Raw genomic sequence first — 13,739 nt, 5'->3', positions numbered from 1 at the left:
GCCCGCCGACGTCGACCTGTCGAAGTCCCGGGCCCAGTGGATCGACGCCGACACCGTCGCCTGGAAGACGGCCGACACCACGGCCACCCACGCCCTGGAAACCGGCAACGGGCAGCGGCTGCGCCTGACTTCGGTCGCGGGCGGGCTCACCGCCGCGCAGCGCGCGAAGTTCCCGCACCTCAATGACTACGCCGCCTTCCGCCTCGACCCGCGCGACCGCGACCGCGTCCGCCCGGCGCTCACCGGGCAGCTCACCGCCACCGCGACCGACGCCGGCGGCGAGCTGCGCGCCGCCACGGGCGTGCAGACCCAGGGCGTCCTGGACGATCTCTACAGCGCCGCCGCCACCCGCGCCGACCTCGGCCCGGCCTTCCGCGCGGACGGCCGCCCCTCGCTCGCCGTCTGGGCGCCCACCGCCCAGGAGGTCTCCCTGGAGATCGACGGGCGTACGGTCCCGATGCACCGCTCGGCGGCCTCCGGCGTCTGGTCGGTCTCAGGCCCTAAGAGCTGGTCCGGCAAGGCGTACCGCTACGCCGTGAAGGTCTGGGCCCCGAGCGTCCGCAAGGTCGTCACCAACCGGGTCACCGACCCGTACTCCACCGCCCTCACGGCCGACTCCCGCCGCAGCCTCCTCGTCGACCTCGACGACCCGCGCTACGAGCCCCCCGGCTGGCAGTCGCTGCGCAAGCCCGCCGCCGTGCCCGCCCGCACCGCGCAGATCCAGGAGCTGCACATCCGCGACTTCTCCGCGGCCGACCGCACGTCCAGGCACCCGGGCACCTATCTGGCCTTCACCGATACGGACTCCGACGGCATGCGACAGCTGCGCCGGCTGGCGCGCGCCGGCACGTCGTACGTCCACCTCCTCCCTGCCTTCGACATCGGCACCATCCCCGAGCGGCCCGGCGACCAGGCCACACCCGACTGCGACCTGCCGTCGTACGCCCCCGACTCGGACGCACAGCAGGCCTGCGTCACCAAGACGGCCGCCAAGGACGCGTACAACTGGGGCTACGACCCGCTGCACTACACGGTCCCCGAGGGCTCGTACGCCACCGATCCGGAGGGCCCGGGCCGCACCCTGGAGTTCCGGCGCATGGTGCAGAGCCTGAACGGGGCCGGGCTGCGCACCGTCATGGACGTCGTCTACAACCACACGGTGGCGAGCGGCCAGGACGCCAAGTCCGTACTCGACAAGATCGTGCCCGGCTACTACCAGCGCCTCGACGCCGACGGCGCCGTAACCACCTCCACCTGCTGCGCCAACACGGCGCCCGAGAACGCCATGATGGGCAAGCTCGTCGTCGACTCCGTCGTGACCTGGGCGCGGAAGTACAAGGTGGACGGCTTCCGCTTCGACCTGATGGGCCACCACCCGAAGGCCAATATCCTCGCCGTACGCAAGGCGCTCGACGCGCTCACGCCGGCCAAGGACGGCGTCGACGGCAAGCGCATCCTCCTGTACGGCGAGGGCTGGAACTTCGGCGAGGTCGCCGACGACGCCCGCTTCGAGCAGGCCACGCAGAAGAACATGGCCGGCACGAGCATCGCCACCTTCTCCGACCGGGCCAGGGACGCGGTCCGCGGCGGCGGCCCCTTTGACGAGGACCCGGGCGTGCAGGGCTTCGCCAGCGGCCTGTACACCGACCCCAACGGCTCGGCGGCGAACGGCACCCCGGCCGAGCAGAAGGCCCGCCTCCTGCACTACCAGGACCTGATCAAGGTCGGCCTCTCGGGCAACCTGGCCGGCTACTCCTTCACCGACAGCGGCGGCCGCAAGGTCAAGGGCGCCGAGGTCGACTACAACGGCTCCCCCGCCGGCTATGCGGCCGCCCCCGGCGACGTGCTGGCGTACGCAGACGCCCACGACAACGAGACGCTCTTCGACGCGCTCGCCTTCAAGCTGCCGCCCGGCACGCCGCCCGCCGCCCGCGCGCGCATGCAGGTCCTCGCGATGGCGACGGCGGCCCTGTCCCAGGGCCCAGCGCTCTCCCAGGCGGGCTCCGACCTGCTGCGCTCCAAGTCCCTGGACCGCAACTCCTACGACAGCGGCGACTGGTTCAACGCCCTCCACTACGACTGCCGCGACGGCAACGGCTTCGGCCGCGGCCTGCCCCCGGCCGCCGACAACGAGCCCAAGTGGCCGTACGCCAAGCCGCTGCTGAAGGACGCCGCCACCCTCACCCCCGGCTGCGCGGAGATCAACGGCGCCTCGGCCGCCTACCGCGACCTGCTGAAGCTCCGTACGACCGAGCCCGCCTTCGCCCTCGCCACGGCGGGCGAGGTGCAGCGGAAGCTGTCCTTCCCGCTGTCCGGGACCGCCGCCGAGACGCCGGGCGTCATCACCATGCGCCTGGGCGACCTGGTGATCGTCTTCAACGCCACCCCGCAGCGCCAGTCCCAGCGCATCGCCGCCCTGGCCGGGACCGGCCACACCCTGCACCACACCCAGGCCACCGGCGCCGACGCGACCGTCAAGTCCTCCTCGTACGAGAGGAGCTCAGGCACCTTCACCGTCCCGGCCCGCACCGTCGCCGTCTTCGACCGCGGCTGACGGCGTTGCCGGTTGCCGGTCGACCGGCAACTCACCGGCAAGGAGGCAACTGATCCGGCGGCCGTGGCAGTCTCTCTAGGTGCGTGCTGACCACTCTCACTTCAGGATTGCGAGGACCCCCGTGCTTTCTGCTGCAAGCACCCGAGTCGCCGCCACCGCCGCCGCCGTCGTGCTGGGCGCCACCGCGTTGATCGGCTGCGACGCCTTGGACAAGGCGCTCGACTGTGGCCAGGTGGCCACGGACATCTCCATGGAAGTCGATGACCTCAAGGAGGCCGTTGACGGGGCCGGGGAGAGCCCGAAGGCGACGCAGGATGCGCTCGGCAAGATCGAGGACAACATGGACGATCTGACCGACGAGAAGGACGACGAAGAGCTCAAGAAGGCGGTCGAGGATCTGAAGACCGCCGTCAACAATGCCCAGAAGGCGGCCGAGAACGGCGACGCGACGCCCGACCTCAGCGGAATCGAGGACGCGGCCGGTCATCTGTCGAAGGTCTGTACCTCCTGAACCGCAGCGGTACCGGTGGCGGTACGCCGGGCTACGCCGGGGCCGCGGCCTCCAGCGACCGGCGTACCGCCGCCGCCACCTCCGCCACCCCCAGCCCGGAGCAGTCGACGCGGCGCACGACCATGCCGGGGCTGGTTGCACGCAGCCAGGTCAGCGCCGCCGCATAGCGCTGGCGGGTGGCCGCCAGGAAGGTCGCGGTCTCGTGGAGTTCGGCTCCGCGGGCGCGGGCTCGCATCCGCTGGATCGCCTCCCGTACGGGCAGGTCCAGCAGCAGCACGCGGTGCGGCAGCTCGACGCCGAATCTGCGGCTGAGCTCGGGCAGCAGCTCCGCCGGCGGCCTGGTGCCGAGCCGCAGCAGTTCCGCGCCCAGGGTCCACGGGTCGCCGCCGGGGACGCACTGCCTCAGCCAGTCCCGCACGTCCTCGGCCGCGGCCGGGTCCTGCAGGCGCCACCAGGTGTCCACGTCGCCGCCGGGTTCCTCGTCCGCCCCCAGCTGCCCGAACAGGGGCAGATAGACGAGCGGGTCGATGAGCGGGTGCCGGTCGGCGAGGAGGAAGCGGCCGCGGCCTGCCGCGTGCCGTTCCGCCGGGCCGTACAGGCACAACTGCAGGTAGAGCGCGGCCACCTTGAGCTGCGCCCGGCCGACCGTGTCCGCCGCGGCCGAGGCCCCTGCCAGGGCGCGGGACAGGGCGGCCCAGGGGCTGTGCGGGTCCTCGTGGGCCCGGATGGCGTGGACGACCTGGACGGCGGGCTGCTCGTGCAGCAGGCGCAGCACCGTGGTCTTGCCCGCGCCGTCGATGCCGACCACGGCCGCGCGCAGCTCACTCACTCCGTAACCCCTCCAGCTCCCACAGGCGGAACGCGGTCCGCACCAGCCGGGGCAGGAAGCCGAACTCGCGCTGGGTGTGGCCCGCGGCGTACAGCGCGAGCCGGGTCATCAGGAACTCCCGCAGCGCCAACCGGTAGCCGCGCCGCCAGTCGCCGCCCGCCACCAGCGCGGCGGCCTCGGCCGACACCTCGGCCACCGCCCGCGCGTGCGCGGCGATGAGGGCGTCGACGTCCGCCGCCCGCGCGTCCGGGGGCAGGGTGAAGGCCAGCAGCTCCACGACGTCCCGCTGCGGCAGGCCGACGGTGGCCAGCTCCCAGTCGTACGCGGTCACCCGGCCGTCCTGGACGGCGATGTTGCGGGGGTTGAGGTCGTGGTGGATCAGCGTGCGGGGCAGCGCGTCGAGCTCGCGGGTCCAGTGGTCGGCCTCGTCGATGATGCCGAGGAGGGTGTCCGCCTGGGCCGCGTCCAGCGGCGGGCCGGGGTCCTCCGAGGCGGCGTGGCGTACGAGCGCCTCCCACAGCTCCCGCGATTTGGCGAGGTGGCCTGGCTCCGCGACCCGGTGCAGCCAGCCCGCGGCGAGCAGGTCGTCCTCGCGGCCGAGCCAGTGTCCGTGGACGCGGGCGATGGCGCGGAGGACGGTGGTGATGCGGGGGCGGGTCCATGGCTTGTCGTCGTGGTGCAGCCGTTCCATGAGGATGACGTACGCCTCGCGCTCGTCGTCCTCCAGCAGGCCGTAGCAGCGCGGGAGGAGGTCCGTCAGCGGCTGCTCCTGCCGCCGGTAGACGGCCAGTTCGCGGCGGTGGGCGGCGGTGAACTCGGTGTCCGTGCCCCAGCGGTCCCAGGCCTGTGCCACCTCTGGCCCGCACAGGGAGACCACCTTGGCGACGCCCGCGATGATGTCTTCGCCGCGCGGCTTGACCTTGGCCACCAGGTCGATGGTGGCCGGGGTGCCGCCGCCGGGGGTCATGGTCACCGTCAGCGGGTGCAGGCCGGTGAGCTTGCGGCGTTCGGCGTACGCGCCGAGCTCGCTGGAGATGCCGTCGCCGTGCAGCTGCGGGCCCTGCCGGACCCGGGTGACGTGCAGGCGCGGGTCGCGCAGGCCCTGCGCGAGCACCGGCTGCAGCAGGCCCGGGTTCAGGTCTCCGGCCTGCAGGAAGTCGACGCGCCTGGCGCGGCCGAGCCGCTGGTGCGCCTCGGCGAACTGGCCGCTGACCACCGCCGCCATCGTCGATACGTCCAGCGCCAGCGCGAACCCGGCGACGATCTCGGCGAACCGGCCCGCGCCGCCCGCCCCCGCGCAGCCGAGCGCGGTGAGCAGCTCGCGCTGCTGCGGCAGCGCCGTGCCGCCGCCGACCGTGCCCACGACGAGGCTGGGCAGCACGATGCTGGCGATCAGGTCGTCGCCGTCCTGCTCCAGCGCGAAGACGGACACCCCAGACTCGTGCACGCAGGCCACGTCCTGCCCGGTCGCCACGAAGAGCGCGGCGACGACGTTGGCCGCGTTGACGCCGTACCCGGTCATCCCGGCCTGCTGCGCGCCCATGACGGTCGTCAGATGGCTGCTGACCATGGCTTCCGGGGTGGTCTTGAGGACGGCGGCGACGACGTCGCGGGGCAGTCGGCACTCGGCGGTCACGCGCGTGCCGCGGCCCTCCATGATCGCTCCGTGGGCGACCTTCTTGTCGCCGCTGAGGTTGCCCTCCAGGAGCATGCGCCGGGGGCGGAGGCGGTCCTCGCCGGCGAGGGTGTCGGTCAGCCAGCGGCAGATCTGCCAGGTCGCCGCGGTGGTCATGTTCTGGCCTGCCGCGTCGGCGGTCTCGAAGCCGAAGCGGACGTGCAGATGGCGCCCGATCTGGTACGGGTCGATGCGGACGAGGCGGGTGTGCCGGGACACCAGCCGCACCTGCTCCTCAAGCCGTTCGCGCTGCTCGTACAGCCAGCCGGTGAAGCGCCGCGCCGCGGCGATGTCGGCGAACTCGAAGGCGGGCGCCCTCGTCATCCGCTGCGCCAGCACCTGCGTCGTAACGCCGCCGGACGCGCTCAGCGCGCGGGCGCCGCGGGTCGCCGACGCCACCAGCGCGCCCTCGCTGGTGGCGAGCGGCGCGACGATGCTGCCGCGGGCGGCGTCCCCGGTGAAGAGCAGGGGGCCCGCGAGACCGACCGGCACCTCTACGGAGCCGACGAAGTTCTCGATGTTGCCGACCAGGGTCGGCGCCTTGAGGCGGGTGCGGGCCAGCTGGTCCAGGTCGAGGCCGGTGCGGCCGCGCAGCCAGTCGAGTCTTCGGGCCCGGGCGGCTTCGGTGTACTGACCCCGGCCCGGGACGGTGCCGGTGTCCTCGATCGCGTCGGTCATGCGGGCCGCCCTGCTGTGGGTCCCACGATCCGCGCCCATGCGGCGGGATCGGACGGGAAGACCCGGTCCTTGACCCGCGGCGGGCGCTGACCGGCCCGGATGGCGCGCTCCCACTCCCGCAGGAAAGCGTCCGGGTGTACGGGCAGCACCTCGACCGGTGCGATCCGCCCGTTCCGGCGGGCGGTCCCGTAGCCGGGGCACTCCTGGGCCAGCCGGGCGTCGAGGGCGGCGGCCAGGGCCGGGGCGACCGGGCCTGCGAAGGCGATGGCGGCCTGGTAGTGGGCGCGTTCGGGGGGTGCCTTGGGGTCGATGCGGAAGGCGGCGTTACGTATCTCCGCCCCCGTGTCATGGCAGGCGGCGTCGAGCGCGCGGAGGGCGGCGGCCTCGGTGAGGTGCTCGCCCGCGGCGGAGCGGAGGGTGTTGCGTCCGGCGTACTCCAGGCGCGGCGCGCGGCCGATGCGGCCGACGACCCGGACCACGTCGGTGACGGCGCAGCGGTAGAGCCCGCCGGGGTGGCTGAACACCAGGTGATAGTCCGCCCCTTCGTCGAGCTCGGTCACCGGCAGCGTGGCGCTGTCGGCGGTGACCGGCGCGTCGGCGGGCGCGAACTCGTAAACGCACCCTGGCAGATACGGCGGCGCGCCGGGGTGCCGGTCGACGGGGACGGCGGCCGGGCCCTCGCAGGAGGCGATCGGGGCGGGGAACAGCTGCACGCCCGGGCCGTACGTCTCCCGCACCCGCGGGAGGTAGAGGGAGGCGAGGGCGCTGTTCCAGACCAGGATGGCGCGCAGGCGGGGCCAGAGGTGGTGCGGGTGGAGGGTGCCGAAGGCCTTGGCGTACTGCTCGATCTCGGCGGCGCGCTCCGGGTTCGGTGCGGTGTGGGGGCGGCCGTCGAGGGTTCCGGCCCGGATCTCCTCGGCGATGCGGGGCCACATCTGGCGGAGCTGGTACGGCAGTCCGGCGACCATGGCGGGGTTGATGCCGATGAGCAGGCGGATGTTCTGCTCGGCGGCCAGGCGCAGCTTGAAGTAGGCGCGGTCCCAGGGGTTGGCGGCGGCCAGGTCCTCGGGGATGCGGCTCCAGGGCGCCTCGTTGCCCTGGCCGATGGCGCTGTCCTCGCCGAGCTTGCGGTAGTCGAGCTGGCTGACGCCTATGTGCGGGCGGCCGTCGCGGGATCTGGCGGCCGGGGCGGTGGGGTCCTGCCAGAGGTTGAGTACGGAGCCGGGGCCGGTCAGTACCTGATCGCCGATGGTGAGCAGCAGCGGGGCGAAAGCGGCGTGGTAGAAGGGCAGATAGGTCTGCTTCAGGTAGCTGGGGGTGGCCGGGATGTGCTTCTCGCGGCCGGTGCTGCCGCTGGAGGAGAAGTAGGCGAGCGGGGCGTCGGGAGTGAGGACGTTCGGCTCGCCGTCCATGATCCGGTCGATCCACGGCATGAGCTCCTCGTGGGTGCGGATGGGCACCGCCTTGCGCAGGTCGTCGAGGGTACGGACCGCGCCGAGGCCGTGCGCTGTGGCGAAGGCCGTGTCCGCGTGCTGGTCCACCATCCGCGTCAGGAGCCGCTGCTGCGCCTCCGCGGGGCGGTCCAAGGTCTCCAGCAGGCGGTGGTGCTCTTCCAGTACCCGTTCGCGCTGCATTCAGGTGGCTCCTTCTGAGCGGTCGGAGAGCAGCACGCCGTACAGGCGCAGGCGGCCGGCCTCGGTGCCGCTGGGCATGACGCGCGCCTGCGCGGTGCGGGCGCGGGTGGGGTGCAGGGCGTCGCGGAAGGCGGCGGCTTCGAGGGTGGGGCGGTGCTCGACGAGGAGGCGGTCGCCGGGGCGGACCAGGCCGAGGAGAGTGGACTCCGCGATGAGGTGGTGGACGTGGACGAGGTACTCGGCGGTGCTGATGCCGCTGGTGGCGAGGGTGAGGCTGACGGTGTGGCCTGAGGGGGGTCCGGGGGCGGCGGCGATCACCGGGTCCGGGGGCGCGGCGATGAGGGCCGGGCCCTCGAAGGTGCGCAGGAGGCGGGAAAGGGGGCGTAGTTGGCCGCGGGTTGAGGGGCCGTGCCAGGCGAGGTTTCCGTTGGCGGTTCCGTACGAGTGGGGGTGGCGGGCGGCGATGCTTGCGGGGCGGCCGGCGAGGAAGACGGTCCTGGTGAACGACCGGTACCAGCCGTCGGCGAGGTCGCGTGGGGTGGTGAGGGCGAAGCCGGCCGCGCCCGCGATGAAGGCGCGCAGGTCGATGCCGGCCACGATGACGGCGGTGGTCAGGCAGTGGCTGGAGGGCGCTTCCGCCGACCCCTGGCTGAGGGGCGCCCCCGCCGACCCCTGGCTGGGGGGCGCCCCCGCCGACCCGCGACCGGGGGACGCCTCCGCCGGCCCGTGATGGGTGGGCACTTCCCCGAGCCCGCTCCTCGCGGACGCCTCCGCCAGGCCGTGACTGGCGGGCGCCTCCGCCAGGCCGCTCCTCGCGGGGGCCACACCCCGCCCGCTCCTCGCGGACGCCTCCCCCAGCCCGCTCCTCGCGGGCGCCTCACCCAACCCCCGCCCGACCGCCCGCGCCCGTACCGCCGCAGCCAGCAACTCCGCCTCCCCGACCGCCGGCGCGGGGCCGGGCCGGCTCACGTGTAGATCTCCCGGACCGCCGGCGACAGCGGCAGCAGTCGCTCCCCGAGCAGTGAGGACGTCAGCCGGTACGGGTCGACGTACCCTCGCTGCGCCCGCATCCGCGCGAGCACGCCCGCCAGTCGCCTTGTCGCTTCATCGCCGCCATCCGGCGCCCCGTCGAGGAGCCGCGCCGCCCGGCCCACGCACCGGCGCAGCAGCGGCATGCGGAAGGACTGCGCCGAGCGGCGGTGCAGCACCCCGGCGAAGTACAGCCGCATGCCCAGCCGGTACCCGGCCCGCGACGCGCTGCCGGAGACGGCGGACAGGTCGGTGAGGGTGGCGCCCGCCCAGCCCCCGTACCGGCTGGAGCGCGCCGCCCCCTCCACGGGCACCCGGCTCAGCGCCAGCCGGGACACCCGCGCCCCGAAGACGGCCAGCACCCGCTCCAGCAGCAGATAGTCCGCCGTGATGTCGGTGTCGTGGACGAGCAGGAAGGCGCGGTCCGCGCGGATCGACGGGAGCAGCTCGCGCAGGATCGGCAGCAGATAGTTGGGGCGGCCGTCGGCGCCGATCAGCTGCCGCAGCGGCAGGCCCCAGCGGGCGCCGTCGAGGTGGACCGGGCCGCCGTAGCGGCTGTGGTCGATGAGCAGCCGCCGCTCGGCCAGCGCGTCGAGCACCAGGTCCGCCGTCCCCGCGAGCGGCCGGTCGTCGGTGAGGCCCTGGGCGTCGACGCCCAGCAGCGCGAGCTCCGCGCGCCAGTGGTCCAGCATCCGCAGGCCCGCGGGGTGCACCCAGCCGTCCCGGTCCGCGCGGGCGAGATAGCCCGGGTCCGCCGAATAACCCGGGTCCGCCGATAAGGACTTGGGGCGCGCGGCGTGGAAGCGGACGTACCGCTCGCCGAGCCGCCCCGCCGGCTCCGTACTCCAGTCGGTGTCCGGCTCGGTCCGGTCGAGGTGCTGCCAGAAGTCCGCGGACTGGCTGGTGAGGGCGGCCATGCGGCGGCTCCACGCCAGCCGCACCGAGGCCACCCGGGCGCTCGCCTTGACCAGCACATCGGTCCAGAGCAGGCCCTTGATGTGCGTCGGCGTCAGCGGCTTCGTCGGGGTGATCGTCACCGGTGCCACGACGAGTTCGGCCGGCGCCCCGGACAGCTGGCTCATGCGGCTCAGGGTAGATTCCGGCCCGGCCAAAGCCCCCCAATCACGGCTTTCTGCCGGTAACTTGCCGCTCCTGCCGTCACCACCCGGGCTATTTGCCGGTCAGCTTCCGCAGCTCCTCCGCGACCATCACCAGGTGCAGCCGCTCCTGATCGGCCCCGACCCCGGCCGACGGGTTGCCCGACAGCATCCGCGGCGGCCGGCCGCCGCACTCCTTCCGGGCGAGGGCGTCCATCACCATCACCGCCGTGCGCCTGGCGACGACGCCCGGGTCCGAGGCGGCCTGTTCGCTTTCCCGCGGGGCCATCCAGGGCTGCAGCGCGTGCAGGGAATCGGATATCTCCATCACCCGGCGCGGCAAATGCCACTTCCGTACGTTGAGGGCGAACCGTTCGGTGAGCGGCCCCGGCGGATTCAGCGCCGAGCTCAGCTCGGCCTGCCGCACGACCAATTCCCACAGCGGCCGCAGCCGCCGGAAGTCGCGGCGCTCCCGCTGCCAGGCCCGCCAGGCCGGGCTGAGATATCCGTAGTGCACGAGGGACACCCCGGCCGCCGCGCCCAGTTGCAGGACCAGGCCCGCCCCCACCCAGGTCGGGGAGACCATCTTGCGGAAGCACAGCAGCCCGGCGCTGAGCAGGTCGGCGTAGCCGAGCAGCAGGCAGCCCCAGCGGATGGCGTTCACCCCGCGCCGTACGTCCGCGGACATCGACGCGCCGGGGGCGACGACCCGCCGGCACTGTGCGGCCGCGGCCAGCAGCGGCACCGCGATCGCCGCCCAGGCGGCGACCGGGAAGGCGACCACGGCCAGATTGTCCGCCGTCACCGAGGGAGTCATCGACGCATGGTTGAGCAGCGCGGGCTGCACCAGGAAGAACAGCCCGATCAGCGCCACGCCCGTGACCGTATAAGCGGCGATGATCCTGGCATTCTCGGCCGTGGACGCATCCCAGGAATGCATCAACAGATGCAGCAGCACGGCAAACAGATAGCTGCACAGATACATCAGCAGCATGCCCGCGTCGGGAAAACCGAAGATCTCGCCTATCCACCAATACGTGGCCGGGTGCATGGCAATGATGGAGCTGGCGCTGAAAACGGCGCTGGCCGCGACGAAGCGCAGCGAAGACGCCGGATCATGACGCGCGGCCGCCACCTTGAGCGCCGCCACGACGACGGAAATGCAGGCCAGGCACCCGTAAAGAACCAGATAGAACGCATCCAGCAGCCGGACGGTCCTACACCCCCCACCGGCGATGCGTCAGTGCGCTCCGCAGGGCACGGTCGTCCGTGCGCTCGCTGCGGAGGTCCATGCAGGAGACCAGCTGGGTCGCCAGCACCTCGGCCTCCCGCTCCTGCTTGGGCTGGTAGTGCGAGCGCCGCATGAGGACGGTGCGGGCCACGGCCGGGTCGATGCCGGGGAGCAGCCGCTGCAGCATGGCGGTGTCCATCAGGCCGCCGTCGGTGGGCGTATGCCCGCGCCAAATATGAACTAACTCATGGCAGCAGATGAGGATTCGGTTAAGCGGAGACGCGTCGGTGGATACGACGATGACGCTGCGGCCGGACAACTGGGCGCAGAATCCGGTGAGCTCAGGGGGAAGAGACTGATAACGCACGGATATCTCGCGGCCGGTGGACTTCGCCACCGCCGCGACGATGTCCGGTGGCTGCGGATCGCGCGGAAGGTCCAGCTGCCGAACGAGTCTGACGGCTCTTCGCCGCTCCCTGCCGAATCGCACTTATACCCCCGAAAGAAGGCCGCGCACAGCTTGCCATTGGTCGGGACTGAGCCTAACCGGCGCTGTCAACCGGGCGGCTCCCCCAGCAAGTGCTCCACGGTGGCCGCCACCCGCTCCGCCTCCCCCTCGGACAGCTCGGCCACCCGGAAGGCGAGCTGCATGCCGCCGGGGCTCTGCGCCAGCCGCCGGTACGCCGCCAGCGCGTTGAGCGTGTCGTACAGCTCCACCACCACCGGCGAGTCCGCCTCGTAGGTCAGCGCCTCCCTGCGGACGCCGAAGTGCCGGGCGATCGCCCCGAGGTCGTCCGCGGTGAAGTAGTCGATGTCGACGCCGAGATAGGCGGCCAGCGGCGCCAGCTTCGCCAGCGTCGGCTGGCTCCTGCCGTCCATGAGCTTGTCCAGGTACGTGGACGACATGCCGGCCTCGCGCGCGATGGCCCGCATCGACGCCGGCCGGTCCTCCTCGCCGCCGCGCCGCGCCATGGCGTGGTTCAGCCGGTCGGTGAAGCGGGCCGTGATGTATGCGTACGAGGCGTCCCGCTCGACCGGCTCCACCGGCTTGCCCCGGCGCAGCGCGGCGATCCGGCTGACGCCGACGCCCGTGGCCGCGGACACCTCCCGGTTGCTCCACGGCCGCCCGAGCGCCGCCGGGACCACGGCTTCGAACACGAAGTTCAGCCGCTCGGCCACCCGCTGCGCCAGGCCTTCAGTGCTGCCATCCATGCAGGCCACCTCATATCAGCGACGCGTTGCTGTGCCGAGAGTGTACGCAGACCGAAGAAAAGTGGCACCTATGGTGACCGAACAACGTTCAACATGGCCCTGACCTGCATTGATCACCCTCTGCCCCCCTGGCTGCCACCAATAGTTGACACCGGGAGCGCGACCAGAGAGCATTCAGACGAATTCGACAACTCCCTAGGTCGGGGCTTGAGTTGGGAGATCTTGACCTGATGCGGATCAAAGAGAACGCACTGGAAAGACTGGGATTCGACGATGTGACCGCCGCTGTCTACCGGCAGATGGTCAGCTCCAGGGTTCAGTCGATCACTGAACTGGCAGCCCAACTCGATCTTCCGGAAGCCGATCTGAAGGGTTCCCTGGACCAACTGGAACTGCTCGACCTGCTCCGCCCCGACGGTGAAGGGCTCGGCCGCCTGGTCGACCCGCAGCTCGCCCTGAACAGCCTGCTGCTGCGGCAGATTTCCGGTATCGACGAGCGGCTGCGGGAATTCGAGGAAGATCGCGCCGCGGTCAATGGCCTCCTCGACCAGTTCGCCAAGGATCATCCCGACGGTCTCTCCGTCAGCGGCAAGTTCGTGGTCGGGCACGCCTCGGTGATCGACCGGCTGCAGGAGCTGGCCGACACCGCGGAGCACGAGTGGCTGGCCTTCGTACCGGCCGGCAACGCCAACGCGACCTGGCTGCGTACGACCTGGTCACTGGGGCTGCGCGTAGGCCGAAGGGGCATCGTCGGCCGCGCGGTCTACACGGATAGCGTGCGTGGCGACAGCCGCACCCCGCGAGGCCTGGCCCGGTTCGGTGAACTCGGCATCCGGGTCCGTACCGTGCCCTCGCTGCCCGCCCACATGCTCCTGGTCGACCGCAGCCTCGCGCTGCTCCCCGGCGACCCCGACGACCCGTGCAACACCGTCATGGAGATCACCGCCCCCGGCGTCGTCGGCGCGCTGACCGCGCTTTTCGAGGGCATCTGGGAGGACGCGTCGCCGCTGGGCGCCGAGACGTACAAGGACACCAACGGCCTCACCCCGCAGGAGAGCGAGCTGCTGAAGCTGCTGTCCCGCGGCCTGACCGACGAGGCCGCGCGCCGCCGCCTCGGCGTCTCGCTGCGCACCGTCCGCCGCATGGTCGCCGACCTCTCCACCCGCCTGGGCGCCGAGAGCCGCTTCGCGGTCGGCTACTGGGCGGCCAAGCGCGGCTGGGTCTGAGCGCCGGCGGCAAGCCGCCCGCCCCCGAGTTGCCGGTGTGATGCCTGGTCGGGCCCGTACCGC

At 72.5% G+C, this 13,739-nt stretch carries 10 protein-coding genes and 1 pseudogene; 3 read left to right on the top strand and 8 right to left on the bottom strand.

Going from position 1 to position 13,739, the window contains the following annotated elements:
- Positions 1-13: 13 nt before the first annotated feature.
- Both pulA and ACNNMR_RS31940 read left to right on the top strand, forming a co-directional pair.
- Positions 14-2,554: pseudogene (gene pulA / locus ACNNMR_RS31945) on the top strand (pullulanase-type alpha-1,6-glucosidase); the annotation flags it as partial.
- 79 nt (positions 2,555-2,633) lie between these two features.
- Positions 2,634-3,065: a hypothetical protein gene (locus ACNNMR_RS31940; protein ID WP_419998162.1), complete on the top strand. Its 432-nt coding sequence runs from the start codon at positions 2,634-2,636 to the stop codon at positions 3,063-3,065.
- 31 nt (positions 3,066-3,096) lie between these two features.
- On the opposite strand, the gene ACNNMR_RS31935 is transcribed toward ACNNMR_RS31940, so the two are convergent.
- From ACNNMR_RS31935 to ACNNMR_RS31900, 8 genes are all read right to left on the bottom strand, one after another.
- On the bottom strand, positions 3,097-3,894 hold the full coding sequence (locus tag ACNNMR_RS31935) for a hypothetical protein (protein WP_419998161.1): 798 nt from the start codon (positions 3,892-3,894) through the stop codon (positions 3,097-3,099).
- On the bottom strand, positions 3,887-6,247 hold the full coding sequence (locus ACNNMR_RS31930; protein ID WP_419998160.1) for a hypothetical protein: 2,361 nt from the start codon (positions 6,245-6,247) through the stop codon (positions 3,887-3,889). The genes ACNNMR_RS31935 and ACNNMR_RS31930 overlap by 8 nt, the downstream gene beginning before the upstream one ends.
- A complete protein-coding gene (locus ACNNMR_RS31925) occupies positions 6,244-7,881 on the bottom strand; it encodes a GH3 family domain-containing protein (RefSeq protein WP_419998159.1) in 1,638 nt (545 codons plus the stop codon). The genes ACNNMR_RS31930 and ACNNMR_RS31925 overlap by 4 nt, the downstream gene beginning before the upstream one ends.
- Positions 7,882-8,850, bottom strand: coding sequence for a DUF6182 family protein (locus ACNNMR_RS31920; protein WP_419998158.1), 969 nt, complete (start codon positions 8,848-8,850; stop codon positions 7,882-7,884).
- Complete coding sequence (locus ACNNMR_RS31915) at positions 8,847-9,992, bottom strand: hypothetical protein (RefSeq protein WP_419998157.1); 1,146 nt, start codon at positions 9,990-9,992, stop codon at positions 8,847-8,849. Before ACNNMR_RS31915 ends, ACNNMR_RS31920 begins: the two co-directional genes overlap by 4 nt.
- A gap of 88 nt (positions 9,993-10,080) precedes the next feature.
- Positions 10,081-11,169 (bottom strand): MAB_1171c family putative transporter, encoded by a 1,089-nt coding sequence (locus tag ACNNMR_RS31910; protein ID WP_420000550.1) that lies wholly within the window; start codon positions 11,167-11,169, stop codon positions 10,081-10,083.
- A gap of 55 nt (positions 11,170-11,224) precedes the next feature.
- The gene (locus ACNNMR_RS31905) at positions 11,225-11,635 is read right to left on the bottom strand and encodes a hypothetical protein (protein WP_419998156.1); all 411 of its coding nucleotides are present in this window, start codon (positions 11,633-11,635) and stop codon (positions 11,225-11,227) included.
- Positions 11,636-11,793: 158 nt separating this feature from the next.
- Complete coding sequence (locus ACNNMR_RS31900; protein WP_419998155.1) at positions 11,794-12,450, bottom strand: helix-turn-helix domain-containing protein; 657 nt, start codon at positions 12,448-12,450, stop codon at positions 11,794-11,796.
- Positions 12,451-12,680: 230 nt separating this feature from the next.
- Here ACNNMR_RS31900 and ACNNMR_RS31895 point away from each other — a divergent pair, with 230 nt between their 5' ends.
- On the top strand, positions 12,681-13,676 hold the full coding sequence (locus ACNNMR_RS31895) for a helix-turn-helix transcriptional regulator (RefSeq protein WP_419998154.1): 996 nt from the start codon (positions 12,681-12,683) through the stop codon (positions 13,674-13,676).
- The last annotated feature ends 63 nt before the right edge of the window (positions 13,677-13,739 follow it).

Source organism: Streptomyces boninensis (assembly GCF_048572725.1).
Classification (GTDB): Bacteria; Actinomycetota; Actinomycetes; order Streptomycetales; family Streptomycetaceae; genus Streptomyces; species Streptomyces boninensis.
This window is presented reverse-complemented; position numbering and strand designations above follow the sequence as displayed.

What these genes read in the sequence shown, in the direction of transcription:
- ACNNMR_RS31930 (WP_419998160.1), bottom strand. Translation starts at nt 6,247, where the DNA reads ATGACCGACGCGATCGAGGACACCGGCACCGTCCCGGGCCGGGGTCAG.
- ACNNMR_RS31925 (WP_419998159.1), bottom strand. Translation starts at nt 7,881, where the DNA reads ATGCAGCGCGAACGGGTACTGGAAGAGCACCACCGCCTGCTGGAGACC.
- ACNNMR_RS31895 (WP_419998154.1), top strand. Translation starts at nt 12,681, where the DNA reads ATGCGGATCAAAGAGAACGCACTGGAAAGACTGGGATTCGACGATGTG.
- ACNNMR_RS31915 (WP_419998157.1), bottom strand. Translation starts at nt 9,992, where the DNA reads ATGAGCCAGCTGTCCGGGGCGCCGGCCGAACTCGTCGTGGCACCGGTG.
- ACNNMR_RS31900 (WP_419998155.1), bottom strand. Translation starts at nt 12,450, where the DNA reads ATGGATGGCAGCACTGAAGGCCTGGCGCAGCGGGTGGCCGAGCGGCTG.